This is a genomic window from Nocardioides sp., from assembly GCF_050699375.1.
In the GTDB taxonomy this organism is placed as follows: domain Bacteria; phylum Actinomycetota; class Actinomycetes; order Propionibacteriales; family Nocardioidaceae; genus Nocardioides.
In genome coordinates this window covers 1-20,996 of sequence record NZ_JBOHDN010000181.1, presented here as the reverse complement: position 1 = coordinate 20,996, position 20,996 = coordinate 1, and the positions used below count along the sequence as shown (strand labels likewise).

The window sequence follows — 20,996 nt, the reverse complement described above, 5'->3', positions numbered from 1 at the left end:
GCGCTCCTGGTTATCGTCGCATCCATGCGGGTGCGACAGGCGACGGCGGAGGACCTCGACGCGGTGATCGACGTCGGGGTGAGGACATGGCGGGCGACGTACCCGCCGATCACGGGTGAGACGTACGTCGAGGAAGGCATCGTCAAGTGGTGGGTTCCCGACACCGTGCTTCCCTCGATCGAGAACGGTCGGGTCCTCGTCGCCGAGGTCGACGACCAGATCGACGGCCAGGTCGTCGCCATGGCGTCCTACACGATCTTCGAGGATCACCTCATGCTCTGGAAGCTGTACGTCCTCCCCGACTCCCAGGGCTCCGGCGCCGGCAGCGCGCTCATGACCGAGGTGATCGTCCGTGCCGGCGACCTGCCCGTACGTCTCACCCATCTCGTCGGCAACGACCGCGCCCATGCCGTCTACGAGCGGCTCGGCTTCGTCGAGACGGGGACGATCGAAAGCCCCATCGACGGCGGCCCGGAGGAGATCGCGATGGAACGGCCCGCGAGCGGGCGTTGATGTCGTCTCGGAGCGGCCACCAATCCCGCGAAAACGGCCGCGACGCGCCGACGCTCTGGCGTGTCGCGGCCGTTCGAGCGCCGGTTGAGGCCTAACGCGTTTCTAGGGAATCCCGGATGCGCCCGGAACCGGTGTCGTGGATGATCAGCGCCGTGAACGAGACAGACGCCGGCTGGTTCGCCGTGAAGCCCACGCTTACCGGAGACGCAGTCGTCCTGCGGCCCTTCGCCGATGGTGATGTCGAGACGATGGCGCGGATCCTCGCTGACCCCGACGTGGTCAGGCTGACAGGCTCGGTGCACAGCATCGACGAGATCGAGACCTCGAGCGCGGTTCCGGACGAGCGTCTGCGTGAGTGGTACGCGACGCGCAACGAGCAGCCGGATCGCCTCGATCTCGCCATCCTCGACCAGAAGGGCGGGAACCTCGTCGGCGAGGCGGTCATCAACGAGGTCGACACCGACAACCGGTCGGCGAACTTCCGCATCCTCATCGGACCTGCCGGCCGCAACCGGGGCCTCGGCACCGAGGCCACGCGCTTGATCGTCGACCACGCCTTCCGCACCACGGCACTGAATCGGATCGAGCTGTGCGTGTACGCGTTCAACCCGCGCGCGAAGCGCGCGTACGAGAAGGCCGGGTTCAGCGTCGAGGGCGTCCAGCGCGAGGCACTCCGATACGACGACGGATACGTCGACGCCGTCGTCATGTCCCGCCTGCGCTCGGGACACTAGTGACGCGTCCCCGACGTTCAGGGGCGCTTCGCGCCGCCATGGCACGCACCCTTCGACAGGCTCAGGACATCGCCTCGCCGCGTTGGCACCGCTTGAAATACCCCGATATGACTACGCGGTGCCGCCTTGCGATGCACACACCCTGACGACACCAACCGTTCAGGAACTTCCGCGACGCGCCACTAGACTCGACGGCGTGGACTTCTACTCCGCCTACTCCCATGGCTTCGCACGGGTCGCGGCGTGCACCATCCCGATCTCGGTCGCCGACCCGGCGGCCAACGCACGCGAGGTGATCGCGCAGGCGCGCGAGTGCAGCGACGAGGGGGTGGCGGTCGCGGTCTTCCCGGAGCTGTGCCTCTCCGGCTACTCGCTCGATGACCTCGTCCTGCAGCGGACTCTTCTCGACGCGGTGCACGCCGCGATCAGCGCGATCGTGGTGGCCTCCGAGGAGCTGCTGTCGGTGATCGTCGTCGGCGCGCCGCTGCGCCACGGCGACCGGGTCCTCAACACCGCGGTCGTGATCCACGGCGGCGAGGTGCTCGGCGTGGTGCCCAAGACCTACCTGCCGACCTATCGCGAGTTCTACGAGAAGCGCTGGTACGGCTCGGGCCACGGCGCCGACGGCACCATCATGCTCGGCGGCGAGGAGGTGCCGCTCAGCAACGAGCTGCTCTTCCGGTGCACCGACGTCAAGGATCTGGTCTTCCACGTCGAGATCTGCGAGGACATGTGGGTCCCGGTGCCCCCGTCGGCCAAGGCGGCGCTTGCCGGAGCGACCGTGCTGCTCAACCTCTCCGCGAGCCCGATCACGGTCGGCCGGGCCGACTCGCGGCGCCTCCTGGTGCAGTCGGCGAGCGCCCGGTGCAACGCGGCGTACGTCTACACCGCCGCCGGCCAGGGCGAGTCGACGACCGACCTGTCGTGGGACGGGCAGACGATGGCGTACGAGCTCGGCGAGCTCCTCGGGGAGACCGAGCGATTCCCCGACGGCCCCAGAAAGACCGTCGTGGACGTCGACCTGGAGCGGATCCGCGCCGAGCGGATCCGGCAGGGCACCTTCGACGACAACCGGCGGGCCGAGGGCACCTTCCACTCCGAGATCGAGTTCGAGCTCAGCCCGCCGCTGACCGGCGACGGCCTGCGGCGCAAGGTGGACCGGTTCCCGTTCGTACCCGACGACCCCGACAAGCTCGCGCAGGAGTGCTACGAGGCGTACAACATCCAGGTCTCCGGGCTCGAGAAGCGGCTGCAGTCGATTGGCCCGGACACCAAGATCGTCATCGGCGTCTCCGGCGGGCTCGACTCCACCCACGCGCTGATCGTGGCTGCCAAGGCGATGGAGCGGCTCGGCCGGCCGGCGAGCGACATCCTGGCGTTCACGATGCCCGGCTTCGCGACCTCCGACGACACCAAGTCCAACGCGCTCCAGCTGATGGAGGCGCTCGGGGTGACTTCCGAGACCATTGACATCCGCCCCGCGTGTATCCAGCTCCTGAAGGACATCGGACACCCGTTCAGCGAGGGCGAGCCGGTCTACGACGTCACGTTCGAGAACGTCCAGGCCGGCATGCGCTACGACTACCTCTTCCGGCTGGCGAACCAACGCGGCGGCATGGTCCTCGGCACCGGCGACCTCTCCGAGCTGGCGCTCGGCTGGGCGACGTACGGTATCGGCGACCAGATGTCGCACTACAACGTCAACGCGGGCGTGCCGAAGACCCTGATCCAGCACCTGATCCGCTGGGTCATCACCACCGAGCAGTTCGACGGCACCGCCGACGTGGTGCTCCAGGAGATCCTCGACCAGGAGATCTCACCCGAGCTCGTGCCGGGGGAGGAGCTGCAGTCGACGGAGCAGAAGATCGGTCCGTACGCCCTGCAGGACTTCACCCTCTTCCACACCGTGCGCAACGGGTTCACGCCCTCCAAGATCGCCTTCCTCGCCTGGAACGCCTGGCACGACGTCGAGGCCGGCGAATGGCCGCCGGGGTTCCCGGAGAAGAAGCGGACCTCGTACGAGATGAAGGAGATCCGCGCCTGGCTCGAGGTCTTCGTGAGGCGCTTCTTCGCCAACCAGTTCAAGCGGAGCGCGCTGCCCAACGGGCCCAAGGTCCACAACGGCGGCACCATGTCACCCCGCGGCGACTGGCGGATGCCCTCGGACGCCTCCCCGGCAGCCTGGCTCGCCGAGATCGAAGCACGGGTTCCGGCGGAGTAGTCCGGGCCGAGCAGTTGACCCTCACACAGTGTCAGGCGATGGGCTGATCGGGTCATGTTGAGTATCGGAGACTTCGCAAGATTCGCCGGGGTGTCGGTGCGCATGCTGAGGCACTACGACACCCTCGGTCTGCTCTCGCCGTCCTATGTCGATCCGCACAGCGGCTACCGGTTCTACGAACCGTCGCTGCTGGCCCGGGCCGACGCACTGGTCGCGTTCAGGTCGCTGGGATTCTCGCTCGAGGAGGTCGGTGACCTGCTCGACGAGGGCCGTACGCCGGCCGAGCTCGCCGCGCTGCTGTACCGGCGCCGCGACGAGCTGCGCTCGCAGATCGAGGCCGACGGCCGGCGCCTCGACGAGGTGGAGCGACGTCTTCGACTGTTGGAAGGAGATGCCATGTCCACCCTCACCTACACCGAGAAGCCGCTCGCGGCCCTCACGCTGACCCAGCTCACCGACCGGGTCGACGAGATCGCCGACGTCGGACAACGCGTCGGCCCGCTCTTCGGGCGCGTCTACGACACGTTCGCGGCCGCCGGGATCGAGCCGTCCGGTCCGGCGATCGGCTGGTACGACGCGGTCGGCGACGGGATGACCTTCGGCGCCGGTGCCGACCTCGGCGGCAAGCCCGTCGACGGCCTCGAGGTCGGAGCACTGCCGGCGTACGACCGAGCCGTCACGGCGATCTACCGGGGCCCGATGACAAGGATCGGCGATGCCTGGCAGGAGCTCGCCCGCCACGTCACCGACTCCGCCCTCGAGTTCGCGGGCCCGTGCCGCGAGGTCTACCTCGAGATGCCGGACGACCCCGATGCCTGGGTCACCGAGCTGCAGCAGCCGGTGAAGTAGGCACCCCGTGGAGCGCCATACGTACCCGGTGCGTATAGCGCTCCACAGGGTCGAGGTGTAACCCTGGTGAAGCCATCACCTTCCTTCCGGCAAAGTGAAGGCATTAGCTTCAATATTGACAGATGAAGGTATAGTCTTCATATGACTCGAGTGGCAACTGTGATCGGTGACCTCGTGGGATCGCGCGGCAAGTCCGACCGCGCTGAAGTCCACGAGGCGTTCTCCGGCGCCATCGAGGTGATCAACCAGGAGTGGCAGCCGGTCACGTCGCTGCGGATAACCGTCGGTGACGAGTTCCAGGGCGCGTTCGCGACCGTCGGAGCGGCGATCCAGGCCGCGTTCCGGTTGCGGATCGCGTTGGACTCGGTGGTGGACGTACGCCACGGGATCAGCTGGGGGACGACGCGGGTGCTCCGCGAGGAACCGCGGGTGGAGGACGGGCCCGGCTGGTGGTCCGCGCGGGCGGCCATCGAAGCGGCGGAGCACGCCGAGAACAGGGCAGCCTCACGCAGCGTACGGACCTGGTACTCGCCTGCCGAGGAAGGACACGGACCGGATCCGTCGGCGGTCAATGCGGCGCTGGTCGCGCGCGACGAGCTCTTCTCCCGTCTGGACCGGTCCTCGGTGTCGGTGCTTTCTGGCATGCTCTCCGCCATGACCCAGAAGGCCATCGCCGCCGAGCTCGACATCACCCCTTCCGCGGTCTCCCAGCGCATCCGCCGCGATGGCATCGCCGCGATCGTGCGTGCCGACGAGCTGCTGGGAACAGTCCGATGAGCTGGATCGCGTTGCTCCTGATCGGGGTCGGGACGGTCGACTTCGCCCATGCGCTCATCGACCCGCTCAGGAGGATCCGCTGGGTGCCCGAGGCGATCGGGGCGGTGGTCGTGATCGGCTTCGGACTGCTCTCGGCCCTCTTCGGGGGTGACCTGGCCGCGGTGATCGTCGTCGCCGGGATCGCGGTGGTCTGGGGCTTCCTGGCCCACCCGTCACAGGGATCGGACAGAAACGCACGTCCGGGCCTCCCGCTGGCGCTGCTGAGCGGGGCAGTCTTCGTCGGGATCCTGCTGGCCCCCGTGGCCGGCAAGGTCGCCGGGCCGGTCGCGTCCTGGGCGAGCCAGGCGCCGTGGGCCTGGGTCGAGGCGGCGCGTCCGGAGGCGGTGCTGCTCGCCTTCGGGGGCCTGCTGGTCCAGGTCTCCACCGGCAACGTCGTGGTCCAGCTCGTCCTCGACGTCGCCAAGGTGTCCAACCCCCTGGACGGGGTCGCCGGCAACAACCTCAAGGGCGGCAAGCTGCTCGGTCCGCTCGAACGGCTGACGATCTTCGGGCTCGGTCTCACCGGCAGCATCGCCGCGGCGGGTCTGGTGGTCGCGGCCAAGGGCCTGATCCGCTGGCCGGAGCTGCAGTCGTTCCGCGGCGACAGCGATGGCCCGAGCATCAACGACGTGACCGAATACTTCCTGGTCGGCAGCTTCGTGTCCTGGATGACCGCGCTGGTGACCCTCGCCCTGGTCGTCACCTGAGCCGCATCGGGGAGGTCACCTCGACAGGCTCGATACACCGCATCTCGACAGGCTCGATACCCCGCACCTCGACAGGCTCGATACACCGCTCGACAAGCTCGACCACCGGCAGTGTCGTAGATTGCGCTGTCATGACTGTGGGTAAGGCTCTCGGCCTCCTGGTGGCCGCCGTGCTCCTCCTGGCCGGAGGAGCGCTGGCGCTGACCGGCATGGGCTATCTCGGTGGCGGCGGCACGAGCACCGCCTGGTCGGTCCTCGGAGCCGCGTTGGCGGGCTTCGGCGTGGCGCTGGTGATCTCGATGTTCAGGGGCCCCCGCGGCTGACCCCGGTCTCGACAGAGCGCGGGGGAGTCCGGCTGTAACGAAGGACCGTTAGGGTTCACAGCATGGGCAAGCAACAGGACTTCGTGCTCCGGTCGCTCGAAGAGCGGGACGTACGTTTCGTACGGCTGTGGTTCACCGACGTGCTCGGCTATCTGAAGTCGGTCGCGGTGGCCCCGGCCGAGCTCGAGAGCGCCTTCGCGGAGGGCATCGGGTTCGACGGCAGCGCGATCGAGGGGTTCGCCCGGGTGACCGAGGCCGACATGCTCGCCCTGCCGGATCCGAGCACGTTCCAGATCCTGCCGTGGCGTACGGACGGCCCTTCCACGGGCAGGATGTTCTGCGACATCGTGATGCCCGACGGGTCTCCGTCCTACGCCGACCCGCGCTACGTGCTAAAGCGCACTCTGTCCAACGCCGCGGAGAAGGGCTTCACCTTCTACACCCACCCCGAGATCGAGTTCTACCTCTTCAAGGACAACCCGAGGGACGGCAGCGAGCCGACCCCGGTCGACTCCAGCGGCTACTTCGACCACACCGCCCAGTCGATGGGCGCCGACTTCCGGCGTGAGGCGATCACGATGCTGGAGGCCATGGGGATCTCGGTGGAGTACAGCCACCACGAGGGCGGCCCGGGTCAGAACGAGATCGACCTGCGCTACGCCGACGCGCTGAGCACCGCGGACAACATCATGACCTTCCGCACCGTCATCCGCGAGGTCGCGTTGAGCCAGGGGATCTGGGCGAGCTTCATGCCCAAGCCGTTCACCGACCACCCGGGCTCGGGCATGCACACCCACGTGAGCCTGTTCGAGGGCGATGCCAACGCCTTCTACGAGCCGGGCGCGGAGTATCTGCTCTCCAAGACCGGCCGCAGCTTCATAGGAGGGGTCCTACGCCACTCCGGCGAGATCACCGCGGTCACCAACCAGTGGGTCAACTCCTACAAGCGGCTGATCGGCGGGGGAGAGGCACCCGCACACGTCGCCTGGGGCCACAACAACCGCTCCGCTCTGGTCCGGGTGCCGATGTACAAGCCGCTCAAGGGGCAGTCCACGCGCATCGAGGTGCGGACCCTCGATGCCGCCTGCAACCCCTACCTGGCGTTCGCGGTGATCCTGGCGGCGGGCATGAAGGGCATCGAGGAGGGCTACGACCTTCCTCGTGAGGCCGAGGACGACGTGTGGGCGTTGACCGAGCGCGAGCGCAAGAGCCTGGGCATCGACCCGCTGCCCGAGAACCTCGACGAGGCGATCGGGATGGCCGAGGACTCCGAGCTGCTCGCCGAGACCCTCGGGGAGCACGTCTTCGACTTCTTCCTGCGCAACAAGCGCGCCGAGTGGGCCTCCTACCGCGAGCAGGTCACCGCCTACGAGCGCTCCCGGATGCTGCCGGTCATCTGAGCGCCCTAAGTGGTTGCCAGGGAAACTCCAGCCCGATTCCACACTTCCGATCCGCTGCTGCGACACTGGATCGAACGGGAGAGTGGGAGTGATGTCGTGAGTCATCCCCGAGTGCTTGTCATCCAGCACGAGGAGACAAATCCGCCGGCGCTGTTCGGTCATTGGCTGACCGAGGCGGGCATGTGTGTCGATGTCTGCCGGGCGTACGCCGAACCGATCCCGCCATTGTCCTCGCTCGACGCCTCCTACTCCGGCCTGCTGGTCATGGGCGGCGCGATGGACGCCGACTCCGACCGTGAGCACCCCTGGCTCGAGATCACCCGCGACCGGATCGTGACCGCTGCCGAGGCGGGCATCCCGACCCTCGGCATCTGCCTGGGACATCAGCTCGCGGCGATGGCACTGGGCGGCACCGTCGAGCGCAGCCCGTTCGGGCTGGCCGTCGGCGTACGTCAGGTCACCTGGGAGCCCGAGGTGCTCTTCGACCCGCTGATGCGCCTGCTCGCGGGCGACGACCGCGCCATGCACTGGCACCAGGACGTCGTCGGTGAGCTGCCCGAGGGCACGGTCAAGCTCGCCAGCTCGATCGACGGACAGGTCCAGGCGGCCCGGTTCGCCCCGACCGTGTGGGGCGTGCAGTTCCACCCCGAGGTCGATGCCGCGGCGGTCGCGGGCTGGGCCGGCGACTCCGGCGACGAGCTCGAGCGCATCGGGCGCAGCATCGAGGACGTCGTCGCGGCGGCCACCTTCGCCGAGAACGAGCTGATCAAGACGTGGCAGCCGCTGGCCTTCGGATTCGCGCGGCTGGTCCGCGAGCGCAGCGCCGCCGTCGCCCCTGGCGGCACCCGTGGAGGCGTTATCCCGACTCCTCGCCCCTGGAGCGCGTAAGAGATCGCAGGTAGGGCGCCTGCTACGGCGCCCGGTCCGCGCGATCTCTGAGCCTGCGACGATAATGGCGCCATGACGAGCAAGAGGGAGCTGCTCCGGCTGGGGTTCAACGACCCGGAGCGGGCGTACGCTGTCGCGTCCGGCCTCGGCGCCGGGGTCGAGGAGCTGCTGGCGATCCTTGGCCGCGCCGCCGATCCCGACGCGGCGCTGGACGGCTTGGAGATGCTCGTCGGGTCGCTGGACGACGGCTTCCTCGAGGAGCTCGCCGGCGACGAGGGCACCGCGATGCGGCTGGTCTCGGTGCTCGGTGCCTCGCCCGCGCTGACCGATCATCTGGCTCGCCATCCCGAGCACTGGCGCGAGCTGGCCGACCCGACGCTCGGCACGACCAGGCCCGCGGCGTACGTCTTCCGGGCCTCGCTCCTGGAGGCCGTCGACGCGAAGCCGGATGATGAGCTTCCGATGTCGACGGCTCCGGACGCGGAGGCGGTCGATGCCCTGCGGGTGGAGTACCGCCGCTGGCTGCTCCGCCTCGCCGCCCGCGACCTGGCCCATCAGCTGCCGGTCGACGATGTCGCGGCTGAGCTCTCGGACCTGGCCTGCGCGACCCTCGAGGCCGGGTTGGCGATCGCTCGCGCACGGGTGGGAGAGGAGGCGTACGCCGTCCGGCTGGCCGTGATCGCGATGGGCAAGTGCGGGGGCCATGAGCTCAACTACGTCTCCGACGTCGATGTCATCTTCGTCCACGAGGCCGCCGAGGGGGTCGAGGACGAGGTCGCTCTGCGGGCCGCCACCCAGCTCGCGAGCAACCTGATCCAGATCTGCTCGGACCACACCGGCGAGGGCACCATCTGGCCGGTCGACGCGGCGCTGCGCCCCGAGGGCAAGGCCGGAGCGCTCTCGCGCACGATCCCCGGGCACGTGGGCTACTACGACCGCTGGGCGAGCACCTGGGAGTTCCAGGCGCTGCTCAAGGCACGGGCGGCCGCGGGTGACCTGGCGCTTGGCCAGGACTACGTCGAGGCCGTCAATCCGTACGTGTGGAAGGCCGCCGAGCGTGATGGCTTCGTCAGCGACACCCAGGCGATGCGGCGCCGGGTCGTCGCCCACATCCCCTCCCGGGACGCCGACCGCGAGCTCAAGCTCGGCGCCGGCGGGCTGCGAGACGTGGAGTTCGCGGTGCAGCTGCTGCAGCTGGTCCACGGCCGCGCCGACACCGGGATCCGCGAGCCCACCACGCTCTCCGCCCTGGCGGCGCTGACCCGTGGCGGCTACATCGGGCGCGAGGACGGCGAGGCCATGCACGAGGCGTACGCCTTCCTGCGGCGGATGGAGCATCGGCTGCAGCTCTACCGGCTCCGGCGCACCCATGTCGTGCCCGACGACGAGGAGGCCCTGCGGTGGCTGGCGCGCTCGCTCGGCTACCTCCGTGACCCGGTTGTGCGACTGAAGAAGGAGTGGGGGCACCAGCGGATCGAGGTGCGCCGCCTGCACGAGAAGGTCTTCTACCGCCCGCTCCTCGACGCGGTCGCCCGGATCCCGTCCGGGCAGGTCCATCTGTCCGCGAAGGCGGCCGAGGAGCGGCTGAACGCGCTGGGCTACGCCGACCCCAAGGCTGCGCTACGGCACCTCGAGGCGCTCACCAACGGCGTGTCCCGGCGGGCCGCGCTGCAGCGCGCGCTGCTGCCGGTGATGCTGCAATGGCTCTCCGAGGGCTCGGACCCTGATGCCGGGCTCTTCGGGTTCCGCCGGATCTCCGACGCGCTCGGCGCCACGCCCTGGTATCTGCGCTCCCTGCGCGACGAGGGCCTCATCGCCCAGCACTTCGCCGCGATCCTGTCCACCTCCCGCTACACCACCGCCCTTCTCGAGCGGGAGCCCGAGGCGCTGCGCCTCCTGGGCAACGACCTCGCGCCCCTCTCCGCCGAGGCGCTGACCGATGAGATGGTCGCTCGCGCGGCCCGGCGGCGCACGACGTCCTCCGCGGAGGAGGCGGTTCGCCATATCCGCGCGATCCGCCGCCGCGAGCTGTTCCGGATCTCGGCCGCCGAGCTCCTCGGAGAGACGGACATCGACACCGTCGGCGCCGCGCTGTCGCGGCTGTCCGATGCCACCCTGGAGGCCTCGTTGCGCACGGTCGTGGCCGAGGAGATCATCCGTCTCGGGATCGAGAAGGCGCCGACACGGATCGCCATCATCGCGATGGGGCGTTACGGCGGGTTCGAGCTCTCCTACGCCTCGGACGCCGACGTGCTCTTCGTCCATCAGCCGGTCGAGGGCGCCGACGGGGGAGAGGCGACCCAGTTCGCTCTCAAGGTCATCTCCGACCTCCGAAGGTTGCTCGCCCTGCCTGGCGCCGACCCGCCGCTCGAGCTCGATGCCGACCTGCGCCCCGAGGGACGGCAGGGTTCGCTGGTGCGGACACTGCCTGCGTACGCCTCCTACTACGCGAAGTGGTCGGGCATCTGGGAGGCGCAGGCGCTGCTGCGCGCCGACGCGGTCGTCGGCGACCCGCAGGTGCGCGATGCGTTCATCGACATGATCGACCCGCTGCGCTACCGCGAAGGCGGGCTGACCGAGGACGAGATCATCGAGATCCGTCGGATCAAGGGGCGCGTCGACCAGGAGAGGCTCCCGCGTGGCGCCGACCCCAACACCCACCTCAAGCTCGGGCGGGGCGGTCTCGCCGACATCGAGTGGACCGCCCAGCTGCTGCAGCTGCGGCATGCGTACGCCGTCCCCGGGCTGCGTACCCGGCGCACCGTCGAGGCGCTGGAAGCCGCCCGGGACGCCTCTCTGATCGATGCCGACGACGCGGAGACCCTCATCGACGCGTGGCGGATGGTCAGCAGGGTCCGCAACGCCGTCACCCTCGCCCGCGGCCGTCCCTCGGACTCGCTGCCCGCGGGTCCGGTCGAGCAGCACGCCGTCGCGACGATCCTCGGCTACCCGGCCGGGTCGACCGACGAGATGGTCAACGACTACCTGCGGATGACCCGGCTCGCTCACGGAGTGGTCGAGCGCGTCTTCTGGGAGTGACTGCCAGCGCTGGTGTCAGCCAGCGCTGGCGTCAGCTAGCGCTGGGTGCGCGGCGGCAGCCAGCCCTGCTTCCGTTCACCGGGCTGACGTGGCTCCTGTGCAGGCTGCTCCTCGCTCGACCGTCCTCCGAAGAAGTCCTGGCTCTGCTCGTCGGCCTCCGGGATGCCCGTGCCGTTCTGCGCCTGGAACCGGTCGGTGCGCCGGGCCGGGAAGCTGTTGCTGTTCGATGCCTGCTGCGTGTAGGGACGCGGTGACCAACGACCGCTCTGCTGAGGCCGGAGCTGGCCAGGTCGAGCGGGTGGTGCGCTCGTCCCCGCCGGGGCGAAGGGATCATGCTGCGGGACGCCGCCGGCGGCGGGAGGCTGACGCTGGGGGAGCGCCTGCATCGGCTGCGGTCCGGATGCCATCCGCGAGGCGGGCATGTCGGCCGCGGGCTGAGGTCGCGACGTGCGGAAGGCGCTTGCGCCGCCGAAGTCACCGGCGCCGCCGCCGAAGGCGCCCTGTGCCCCGAAACCATGCCGGGGGGCAGCGTCATCCGGCACGCTCCGCGTGGGGGCCACCTCCGGCGCGTTGAGGTCGTCGTCGATGCCCGCGAACATCGTGCCGAAGGCGATCACGATCAGCATTCCGGCCGAGATCGCGAAGATCGGCATGGCCAGGTAGACCGGGTCGGCGCCGTTGACGTGGCCGAGCTTGTCGTCATCGGAGCTGTGGATCTCGAGCGCCATCATGCCGGTGTAGTGCATGACGCATACACCGATACCCATGATGATCGCGGCACCGGTGCGCATCAGCCGGGTCGTGACGTTGAAGGCGAAGAAGAGCGCGAGAGCCGAGGCGACCAGCGCGATGATGACCGAGGCGACGACGACCATCGGCTTCCAGACCATCTCGGCGCTCATGTCCATGGCGTACATGCCGGTGTAGTGCATCGCGCACACCCCGGCACCGGTGACCAGGCCGCCGACGATGTAGCCGGCGTTCCCCCGCAGTGCCGTCGCGATGAGCATGCCGACCATCGCGGCGACGATCGCCACACCGAGCGAGATGAGGGTGGTGCCGATATCCAGGGCGTACGCGACATGGCTGTCGAAGGCGAGCATGCCGATGAAGTGCATGGACCAGATCGCACCGCCACCGATCGAGGCGGCCGCTCCGAAGAGCCAGAGCCAGGAGGTGCTGCCCTTGCGCCGACGGGCGCGGTTCGCACAGGTCAGACCGACCCATGAACCCAGGACAGAGATGATGAACGACATCCCGACCAGGGGCTGGCTGAAAGCCCCGATCGTCACTTCCTCGATGCTGGTCACGCTGCTTTACTTCCTCTCGTTCCTCGCCGACGTGGGGGGATCAGGCGAGGTAGGTCGGAAACATGCGGATGCCCTAGGAGGTATCCGAGATGTACCCATGAATGGCTGATGGTGCCGTTGTAGCCTGGGTCACAATAGAGGAACAAGACCCTGGAACACGCACCCGGGTATCCTTTTTCCGCTATGCGGAGAGATCTTTACGTCCTCGACCTAGACGGCATGCAGCAATCCGCCGTCGATCTTACTGACCCGACCCGTCTTGTCTTCGACTACACGCGGCGGATCGGCGACATCATCGACAGGATTCCGCCGGGGCCGTCGCGGGTTCTGCACGTCGGCGGCGCCGCGATGACGTTGGCGCGCTACGTCCACGCGACTCGCCCGCGCTCGTCCCAGATCGTGCTCGAGCCGTCGGCCGAGCTCGTCGAGAAAGTGCGTGCCGAGGCGCCGCTCCCGCCGCGCAGCGGTATCAAGGTGCGTCCCTTCGACGGGATGAGCGGCATCCGCGGCGTACGTGACGGGTACGCCGACGTGGTCATCCTCGATGCCTTCGACGGCGCCCGCACCCCGGGCGAGCTCACCTCGGCGGCGTTCGTCGAGGACGTACGCCGCGTGCTGGCCCCTTCCGGGGTCTTCGTCGCGAACCTCGTCGACCGAGCCCCGTTCGCCCGGGTGCGGGACTTCGTCGCGGTGGCCCGCGAGCTCGGCTCCCTGGCCATCGGTGTCGAGCCGGCGACGATGAAGGGCCGCCGTCCCGGCAACCTGGTGGTCGCCTGCGGCGCGGTGCCCGGGGAACCGTTCGGGACGCCGTCCCCGATGGAGTACCGCATCTTCACCGACCGCGCGGTCGACGACTCCTTCGGTGGCGGGGTCAAGGCATAGGCTGATCGCCATGTCGATCGAGCTCGCCCGCGCCCATCTGGACCGATTCGGACGCGGCGGGGACATCATCGAGTCGGTGGAGTCGAAGGCGACCGTCGAGCTCGCCGCAGCGGCTCTCGGGGTGACGCCGGCGGAGATCGCGAAGACCATCAGTCTCTACACCGAGGACCGGACCGCCGCCATCCTCATCGTCGCGTCCGGCGACGCCAAGGTCGCCAACGCCAAGTTCAAGGCCCAGTTCGGCACCAAGGCGCGGATGCTCGCCGCCGAGGACGTCGAGCCGATGACCGGTCACTCCATCGGCGGAGTCTGCCCCTTCGGCAATCCTTCATCGGCGCAGATCTGGCTGGACGCCTCGCTCAAGCGCTTCGACATGGTCTATCCGGCAGCGGGTGGCGCCAACACCACCATCGCGTTGTCCCTGGGAGACCTGGAGGCGATCAGCGAGGCTCAGGGCTGGGTCGACGTCACGAAGCTCTGAGGCAGCGGGGCGACGGGTGGGTCGAGACCTGGGTCGGCTTCGTGTAGCGCCGAGAAAGGGGACAGCCCCGCCCTGCCGAAGCAGGAGCGGGGCTGTCTTGCTGAGTTGTCAGCTAGGTCGAAAGTCAGACCGGGCGGACGTTCTCGGCCTGCGGGCCCTTGGGGCCCTGGGTGACGTCGAACTCGACGCGCTGGTTCTCGTCCAGGGTCTTGTAGCCCTGGGTCTGGATCGCGGAGAAGTGCACGAAGACGTCGTCGCCCCCGTTGTCCTGGGCGATGAAGCCGAAGCCCTTGTCGCCGTTGAACCACTTCACGGTTCCCTGAGTCATGAATCTAATCCTTGTGTAAACAGGGCGACTCCGTGCCGCCCTTTGGGCGTTGAATCCACGAGTCCTGATTTCTGCTTCTGCGGAAGACCAAGTGCTGCACGAACGGTCACCGAGAGCAACCGCGAAGCGCGTCGGAGCGCCTCCTTCAACGAAAGTAAGCCTACATGCCATAGCGCCACTTTGGGCATCCCTGATTTCTCGGCGTTTCCGCCGCGGAACTTCGTTGGTCACCGCGTCCGGACGGACCGCTGGACCGCGGGATATCGCACACAAACCCAAGTGAAGACCATCGAACCCGGCTCGGTTGAAAAACAGGCAGTCGCGCGCAAGCCTCGTTGAATGAGGCGAGCGGCAGCAGCTGCGGCGGGGATCCTGCTGTTGGCTGGCTGCAGCGCCGAAGGACGCGACCGGGCACCTACGAGCGGCGCGACGTCCGGGCCGACGTCCGGCACGTCGACCGGCACGTCGACGGCCGAGGAGACGGCCGCACCTACGCGTACGCCTTCTTCGGCTCCCGAGGCGTCGCAGGCTTCCCCAAGATCCGGGCCGCGGGCGAGCGATGGGCGGGCGCGGGATGCCCGGCTGTCGATCCCGAGGCTGGGGATCGACGGGCTGCAGGTGGTGGCCTACCCGGGAAAGACGGACGACGCCGAGGGCACGCGGATCCAGGACGGTGGTGTGGCAGCGAGCCCGAACGGTCCGCAGGGAGGCACGGGACCGGGTGGGATCGGCAACTACCAGGTGACCGCGCATCGGCTCTCCTCGACGAAGGCGTTCCTGGAGCTGCCGCGGCTGAGGAAGGGCGACCGGGTGACCGTGGAGGCCGGCGGGACGGCGTACGTCTACGAGATCACCATCACCAGAAGGACCTCGTTCCGTGACGAGCAGTCACTGCGCGAGCAGCGTGCTGAGGTGCCGGGCAGGCCGGGGGAGAAGGCGACGGAGGCGTACGTCACGTTGTCCACCTGTCGCACCATCGAGGACCATGATGAGGGGAACTTCTGGGCGGACCGTTTTGACAACCCCGAGCACCGGATCGACAAGATCGGGGTACTGGTCGCATCCCGGAAGTTGTGACGAGGACGTTTTCGGTGTCGGCGAATCGACGAGAGTGGGGCAGACGTGGACCAGCCATGGTGGCGCGAAGCAGTGGCATATCAGATCTACCCGCGTTCGTTCGCGGACTCGAACGGTGACGGGATCGGCGATCTGCCTGGGATCACCGATCACCTCGACTACCTCGCCGAGCTGGGCGTCGACGCGATCTGGATCTGCCCGTTCTACACCTCGCCGCAGAACGACCACGGCTATGACGTCTCCGACTACTGCGACGTCGACCCGATCTTCGGCACCCTGGCCGACGCCGACCGGCTCATCGATCGGGCCCACGAGCTCGCGCTGAAGGTGATCGTCGACCTGGTGCCGAACCACACCTCCTCGGCGCATCCGTGGTTCGTCGAGGCGCTCGCTTCGGCTCCTGGGTCGCCGGCCCGGGATCGCTACATCTTCCGCGACGGCCGTGGCGAGGCGGGGCAGGAGCCGCCGACCAACTGGCGCTCGGTCTTCGGTGGTCCCGCGTGGACGCGGATCGGCAACGGGCAGTGGTATCTCCACCTCTTCGACGACGACCAGCCCGACCTCAACTGGCACAACCCAGAGGTGGTCGAGGAGTTCACGAAGATCCTCACCTTCTGGCTCGAGCAGGGTGTCGACGGGTTCCGGGTCGACATCGCGCACGGGCTCTTCAAGGAGCTGCGCGACCAGGTCGTCCCCGAGGGGCTCGCGCTGACCTCGGACGCCGCGGTGATGTATCAGCGGGGCATCACCGACGCGCCGATGTGGGACAACCCGGGCGTCCACGAGATCTACCGTGCCTGGCGCAAGCTGATCGACTCCTTCGGCGGCGACCGGATGATGGTCGCCGAAGCCTGGACTCCCGGTCCGGCCGAGCTGCGGCGCTACGTACGCACCGATGAGTTCAACCAGGCGTTCAACTTCTCCTGGCTGCAGGCGCCGTGGTCGGCCGAGGCGTTCACCGAGGTCATCAGGTCGACCCTGGAGTCGCTCGGTCCCTCGCGCGCGGCCCCGACCTGGGTGCTGTCCAACCATGATGTCGTACGTCACCGCTCGCGTTACGGGGACGGACTGCAGGCGCTGCACCGGGCGCGGGCCGCGACGCTGACGATGCTGGCGCTGCCAGGCTCCGCGTACCTCTACCAGGGTGAGGAGCTCGGCCTGCCACAGGTCTATCTGCCACCGGAGTACCAGGAGGATCCCTGGTCGGAGACCGGAGAGGGTGGGCGTGACGGGTGCCGGGTGCCGCTGCCGTGGAGCGGGTTCGAGCCGCCCTTCGGGTTCAGCGACTTCCCTGACGAGGACCTGCCGATGCAGCCATGGCTGCCGCAGCCTGCCGAGTGGGTGGACATGACCGTGGCGGCGCAGACCGGGGTGAAGGACTCCACGCTGGAGTTCTACCGGGCGGCGCTGGCGGCGCGGCGTGCGTACGCGCTCGGCGCCGAGGAGGATGTCGACATCCTGGACACGCCCGAGGGTGTGGTCTCCTTCCGGCGCCGCGGCGTCGGCGAGGATGCCGCGGGTCTCGGGGCGAGCAGCGACCTGATCGTCGTCCTCAACTGTGGGATGGAACCGACGCCGCTGCCTGAGGGAGAGATCGTGATGTACAGCGGCGAGCCGGTCGTCGGTGATCTGCCCACCGACTCGGCGGTCTGGATCCTCGCTCCCGCCTCCGAGTGAAGGTCGGCCGCGGCACCCGAGATCAGTGCACGTGATGATGGGTGTGGCGGTGCCCGTGATGCGCGTGCCCGTGGTGGCGGTGGGACTTGAGGAAGATGAGCGCCCCGCCGCCGATGGCGGCGAAGATCCACCAGGGCACGCCCATCACCATCAGCCCGATCGCCACGAGCAGGAAGCACGCGATCAACGGGAAGGCGCGCGGCCGGCCACCACGCGGTCGGCGAACGGGCTGGGGTGGCTGAGGCGCGCTCTTCGGCAGGTCGCTGAAGAGGATGTCCAGGTCGGCGCGCACCCGCGCCGACCAGGCCGCGTCCAGGCGCTCGTAGTAGTCGTCGCCGGAGAGCCGGCCCGTCGAGTAGTGCTCGGCGAGCTTCGCCGAGGCCTCCTCCCGTTCGGCCTCGCTCACCCGCAGGTTGTCGACGTTGCTCATGGTGTCTCCCCTTGTGATATTCCATCGACTGTCGGCGTACTGTCCCGATATATCGCGAGGGTACGCCCGAAGGTGTGGGGCCGCAAGGGACTTTCGTCCGGCGGCCGATCCCTCGCGGGCGTCGGTGCCCTGAGGTCACAGGTCGACGCGGTCGCAGATCGCGCGCGCCCAGCGCTCGTAGCCGGCCGGTGAGGCGTGGAACCCGTCCTCGGCGAAGAAGGACGGCTCCGCGGGACCGAGGTCCGCCGAGCTGATCCACTGCACCGAGGTGCGCCCGGCGCAGACCAGCCTCGCGGCCACGTCGAGCACGGCGCCCCGTTCGGCCAGATAGCGCCGCAGCGTGCGGGGGAGCGATGGGAAGGCGTCGAACTGCGGGATCCCCGGCACCAGGGTGTGCGCGGCATGCTCCTGGAGGGTCTCGACGATCGCGGTGAGATCGGCCGCCCACGCCGCGGCCGAGCGCCGCGCGAGGACGTCGTTGACCCCGACCAGCAGCACGGCGAGGTCCCACTCGCCGCGGACCTTGGCGAGGATGCCGTGCCGGATCTTCTCGCTCGTCGCGCCGTACTTTCCCATCGCCCGCCACTCCACCGGACGCTCGGTCCGCTGCCCGATCGCCCGTGCCATCGAACCGGCGAAAGCAAGGTCGTGCGTGGGTGCGCCGCGCCCTGACGCGGAGGAGTCGCCGAGTACCAGCAGCCGCAGCGCGCTGGATCCGTTCTCGGCCGTGGCGCCCGGGAGGAAACCGTTGGTCGGACCCTCCGGGCGGGGCTCCTTGCCGATGGTCCGGCCGACGTACGCAGCCTGGGCGGCGACCAACGGGAGCAGCAGTGGGTTCATCGGCTTCTCCCGGTCGTCTCGTCGTGACGTACGTGCTCCTTTGTCGTTCTACATCGACAGCTGCGGGCGGTCTTCGAGCTTGGCTGAACGGTGGGCGAATGTCCCCCGAAGGTTTCACACAAACGTGCTTCACCCAGGTCACCGTTGGGGTACAAGACCAGGGAACGCAAGACACGTGACTCGACTCACTGCTGCGCGGCCCTAGCATCACGCCCGTCCGTGAGCGCACCACGAAACCTTTCCCCTCATGTGAAGGAACAGCGTCGACATGTCCGACTTCATCAGCGGCATCTTCAACCGCCACAAGAACGACCCGACCACGCCCACCGAGGAGGAGTCGACCGACACCTCCGCCCCCGTCTTCGGCGACGGCGTCGCCACCACCGAGGCGACCTCCGAGGTCGCCACCGAGACCGATGTGTACGGCGCCGAGACCGTCGCCCAGGAGTCCACCGAGGAGGTCGCCGACGTGACCGCCGATGTGACCGCCGACGTGGCGACCGAGGCCGCGACCGAGGTCCCGGCCGTCGACCCGCTGTCCGACCCCGCGCACGTCATCACCGATTCGGAGGCGACCCCTGCGGCCGACGTGGCAGAGCTCGCCGAGAACGAGACCGTCGTCGGGAGCGAGGTCGTGGGCGAGGTCGCCGAGACCGCGCCGGTCGAGGCTTCCGTCGACCAGGTCGAGACCGACCAGGTCGAGACCGAGGACGCCTTCGGTACGCCGGAGGGCGAGGTCATCCCCGCCGTTGACGCCGAGACCGACGCTGTCGGGGTCGACGCGGCCGCTGTCGCCGAGGGTGAGACCATCTTCAGCGCTGGGGAGACCGAGGCCGTCGCCGCTGCTCCTGAGGGCCTCGACGAGACCGAGGGTGCGTACGACGCGGCTCCCGAGGGAACCGAGTCTGTCGAGGCTGCCGTCGACGGCGATGTCGTCTCGGGCGATGTCGGCGAGGACGCGTCCGTCGACGTGGAGGACACCGTCGCCGCGGTCGAGCCCGTGATCTCCGACGTGGACGCGACGGACTCTGACGTGGTCGAGAGCGACGTCGAGGGCACGCTGCCCGAGGAGACCAACGTCTCCGAGTTCGGTGGGGCCACCGACACCGTCGAGGGCGAGGCCGTCACCGAGTCGCCGGTCGAGGGTGAGGAGGTTGTCGACGAGGTTGCCGAGCCGGACGCCGAGGTCGAGTCCGGTGACGAGTCGCCCTTCGCTACCGAGGCCGTCGTCGACGAGCCCGCAGCCGAGGACAGCGTGATCACCGACGCCGAGGACGTCGAGACAGCCGACGAGACCGTGGTCGAGAGCGCTGTCGAGACCCCCGAGGCCGACGTCGCCGCGTCGACCGAGGCGCCGGTCGACGACGCGCTCGAGGTCGCTGGGGACGAGGTTGCTGAGGACACCGAGGCGCCGGTCGAGGCGGCGTACGTGCCTGCTGAGGCCGAGGTCGCCGAGGACACCGAGGTCGTCGAAGCGGCTCCGGTCGAGGAGCCCGTCGCGTCCGTCGAGTCCGCTGAGGCCGTCGCCACCGAGGACACCGCCGATCTGGGGGACGAGGCTTCGGCCGAGGACACCATCGCTGAGGACGTCCTGGTCGACGAGGCGCCGGTCGCCGAGAAGACCCCCGTCCTCACCGACTCGCAGGTCGAGGACGTCGAGACGTCCGACGAGCTCGTCGCGGATGCCGAGGCTGAGGCGGCGACTGACGAGGCGGCGACTGACGAGGCGGTGACTGACGAGGCGGCGACCGATGAGGTAGCAGTTGACGAGGTCACGACCGAGCCGGTGGCGGCCGAGGAGCCGGCGCCCGGTTTCGCGCCGGAGCCGATCGTGGAGCAGGAGCCGGTCGCCAACGACACCCTGACCGGGGTACTGCGTGTCGCCCGCGAGTCGCGCGGGAAGTCGACCGTGAGCGAGGGTCTGGTCGAGCGCCTGGTCCACCACGTCGTCGCCAAGGTCGACGGCGTCCACGCCATCGACGACGAGGGCACCTCCGTCGACATCGTCGGCGAGATCGCGAACATCACCGTGTCCTACGTGATCGCGTTCGGGAACCCGGTCAAGGCCACCGCTGCCACCATCCGCACGAACGTCATCGAGGTCGTCGAGGACTACTTCGACATCGACGTCGAGGCCGTGGACGTCAACGTCAGCGACTTCCACGACGCCTGATCTGGCTACTGTCGCCTCGGTTCGGGTGTGGTTGCTCGGGCCGGGGTGGCGGGCGTTCTGGGTTCCTCGCCGGGGCATGGGTTTCTGCCCGGCGGTCGAGATTGTCGAGACGGTCTTTGGTGGTCGAGCTTGTTGAGGCCACATATGAGGAAACCTCGCTTAGCGACTGTGCTTCGTTTCGGGGGTTCGCCGCCGACCCGTTCTTGATTGTTTCTCGATCGCGTACCGCGTCAAGGACGGGCCTTCGGCCCGCCGGCTTCGCCGGCCGCTTCGCGGTCCTGGACCCGGCACGCGATCGAGAAAGATTT

Annotated in this window: 19 protein-coding genes; 15 read left to right on the top strand and 4 right to left on the bottom strand. The window is 68.8% G+C overall.

Annotation, left to right across the window (positions count from 1 at the left end; translation table 11 throughout):
• Positions 1-24 precede the first annotated feature (24 nt).
• The 10 genes from ACRDPS_RS13440 (at position 25) to ACRDPS_RS13395 (ending at position 11,490) form a co-directional block, all read left to right on the top strand.
• Positions 25-513, top strand: coding sequence for an N-acetyltransferase family protein (locus ACRDPS_RS13440; RefSeq protein WP_431502146.1), 489 nt, complete (start codon positions 25-27; stop codon positions 511-513).
• A gap of 152 nt (positions 514-665) precedes the next feature.
• A complete protein-coding gene (locus ACRDPS_RS13435; protein ID WP_431502145.1) occupies positions 666-1,247 on the top strand; it encodes a GNAT family N-acetyltransferase in 582 nt (193 codons plus the stop codon).
• Between the two features lie 196 nt (positions 1,248-1,443).
• Positions 1,444-3,468 carry an NAD(+) synthase gene (locus ACRDPS_RS13430; RefSeq protein ID WP_431502144.1) on the top strand — a complete coding sequence of 675 codons (2,025 nt, stop codon included), beginning with the start codon at positions 1,444-1,446 and terminating at the stop codon, positions 3,466-3,468.
• 54 nt (positions 3,469-3,522) lie between these two features.
• Complete coding sequence (locus ACRDPS_RS13425; protein ID WP_431502143.1) at positions 3,523-4,317, top strand: MerR family transcriptional regulator; 795 nt, start codon at positions 3,523-3,525, stop codon at positions 4,315-4,317.
• A gap of 141 nt (positions 4,318-4,458) precedes the next feature.
• The gene (locus ACRDPS_RS13420; RefSeq protein ID WP_431502142.1) at positions 4,459-5,094 is read left to right on the top strand and encodes a SatD family protein; all 636 of its coding nucleotides are present in this window, start codon (positions 4,459-4,461) and stop codon (positions 5,092-5,094) included.
• Entirely contained in the window at positions 5,091-5,840 is a 750-nt protein-coding gene (locus ACRDPS_RS13415) for a hypothetical protein (protein ID WP_431502141.1), read from the top strand. The genes ACRDPS_RS13420 and ACRDPS_RS13415 overlap by 4 nt, the downstream gene beginning before the upstream one ends.
• A gap of 131 nt (positions 5,841-5,971) precedes the next feature.
• Positions 5,972-6,163: a hypothetical protein gene (locus ACRDPS_RS13410; protein ID WP_431502140.1), complete on the top strand. Its 192-nt coding sequence runs from the start codon at positions 5,972-5,974 to the stop codon at positions 6,161-6,163.
• A 62-nt stretch (positions 6,164-6,225) separates the two neighbouring features.
• A complete protein-coding gene (gene glnA, locus ACRDPS_RS13405) occupies positions 6,226-7,563 on the top strand; it encodes a type I glutamate--ammonia ligase (RefSeq protein ID WP_431502139.1) in 1,338 nt (445 codons plus the stop codon).
• 96 nt (positions 7,564-7,659) lie between these two features.
• Positions 7,660-8,451 carry a type 1 glutamine amidotransferase gene (locus tag ACRDPS_RS13400; RefSeq protein WP_431502138.1) on the top strand — a complete coding sequence of 264 codons (792 nt, stop codon included), beginning with the start codon at positions 7,660-7,662 and terminating at the stop codon, positions 8,449-8,451.
• 72 nt (positions 8,452-8,523) lie between these two features.
• A complete protein-coding gene (locus tag ACRDPS_RS13395; protein WP_431502137.1) occupies positions 8,524-11,490 on the top strand; it encodes a bifunctional [glutamine synthetase] adenylyltransferase/[glutamine synthetase]-adenylyl-L-tyrosine phosphorylase in 2,967 nt (988 codons plus the stop codon).
• A gap of 35 nt (positions 11,491-11,525) precedes the next feature.
• Here ACRDPS_RS13395 and ACRDPS_RS13390 read toward each other — a convergent pair whose 3' ends face one another.
• Entirely contained in the window at positions 11,526-12,800 is a 1,275-nt protein-coding gene (locus tag ACRDPS_RS13390) for an MHYT domain-containing protein (protein ID WP_431502136.1), read from the bottom strand.
• A gap of 183 nt (positions 12,801-12,983) precedes the next feature.
• Here ACRDPS_RS13390 and ACRDPS_RS13385 point away from each other — a divergent pair, with 183 nt between their 5' ends.
• Together ACRDPS_RS13385 and ACRDPS_RS13380 are read left to right on the top strand one after the other, a co-directional pair.
• The gene (locus ACRDPS_RS13385; RefSeq protein WP_431502135.1) at positions 12,984-13,682 is read left to right on the top strand and encodes a spermidine synthase; all 699 of its coding nucleotides are present in this window, start codon (positions 12,984-12,986) and stop codon (positions 13,680-13,682) included.
• Positions 13,683-13,692: 10 nt separating this feature from the next.
• Positions 13,693-14,163, top strand: a complete 471-nt coding sequence (locus ACRDPS_RS13380) for a YbaK/EbsC family protein (RefSeq protein WP_431502134.1) — start codon at positions 13,693-13,695, stop codon at positions 14,161-14,163.
• Between the two features lie 124 nt (positions 14,164-14,287).
• Here the strand turns inward: ACRDPS_RS13380 and ACRDPS_RS13375 are convergent, their stop codons facing one another.
• Positions 14,288-14,491: a cold-shock protein gene (locus ACRDPS_RS13375; RefSeq protein WP_008357755.1), complete on the bottom strand. Its 204-nt coding sequence runs from the start codon at positions 14,489-14,491 to the stop codon at positions 14,288-14,290.
• A 339-nt stretch (positions 14,492-14,830) separates the two neighbouring features.
• On the opposite strand from ACRDPS_RS13375, the gene ACRDPS_RS13370 reads away from it, so the two are divergent.
• Both ACRDPS_RS13370 and ACRDPS_RS13365 read left to right on the top strand, forming a co-directional pair.
• The gene (locus tag ACRDPS_RS13370; protein ID WP_431502133.1) at positions 14,831-15,568 is read left to right on the top strand and encodes a sortase domain-containing protein; all 738 of its coding nucleotides are present in this window, start codon (positions 14,831-14,833) and stop codon (positions 15,566-15,568) included.
• Positions 15,569-15,640: 72 nt separating this feature from the next.
• Positions 15,641-17,245: a glycoside hydrolase family 13 protein gene (locus ACRDPS_RS13365; protein ID WP_431502132.1), complete on the top strand. Its 1,605-nt coding sequence runs from the start codon at positions 15,641-15,643 to the stop codon at positions 17,243-17,245.
• Between the two features lie 22 nt (positions 17,246-17,267).
• Here the strand turns inward: ACRDPS_RS13365 and ACRDPS_RS13360 are convergent, their stop codons facing one another.
• Positions 17,268-17,675: a DUF1707 SHOCT-like domain-containing protein gene (locus ACRDPS_RS13360; protein WP_431502131.1), complete on the bottom strand. Its 408-nt coding sequence runs from the start codon at positions 17,673-17,675 to the stop codon at positions 17,268-17,270.
• Positions 17,676-17,810: 135 nt separating this feature from the next.
• Positions 17,811-18,515 carry an SGNH/GDSL hydrolase family protein gene (locus tag ACRDPS_RS13355; protein WP_431502130.1) on the bottom strand — a complete coding sequence of 235 codons (705 nt, stop codon included), beginning with the start codon at positions 18,513-18,515 and terminating at the stop codon, positions 17,811-17,813.
• A 268-nt stretch (positions 18,516-18,783) separates the two neighbouring features.
• On the opposite strand from ACRDPS_RS13355, the gene ACRDPS_RS13350 reads away from it, so the two are divergent.
• Positions 18,784-20,688, top strand: coding sequence for a hypothetical protein (locus ACRDPS_RS13350; protein WP_431502129.1), 1,905 nt, complete (start codon positions 18,784-18,786; stop codon positions 20,686-20,688).
• Positions 20,689-20,996: the final 308 nt, after the last annotated feature.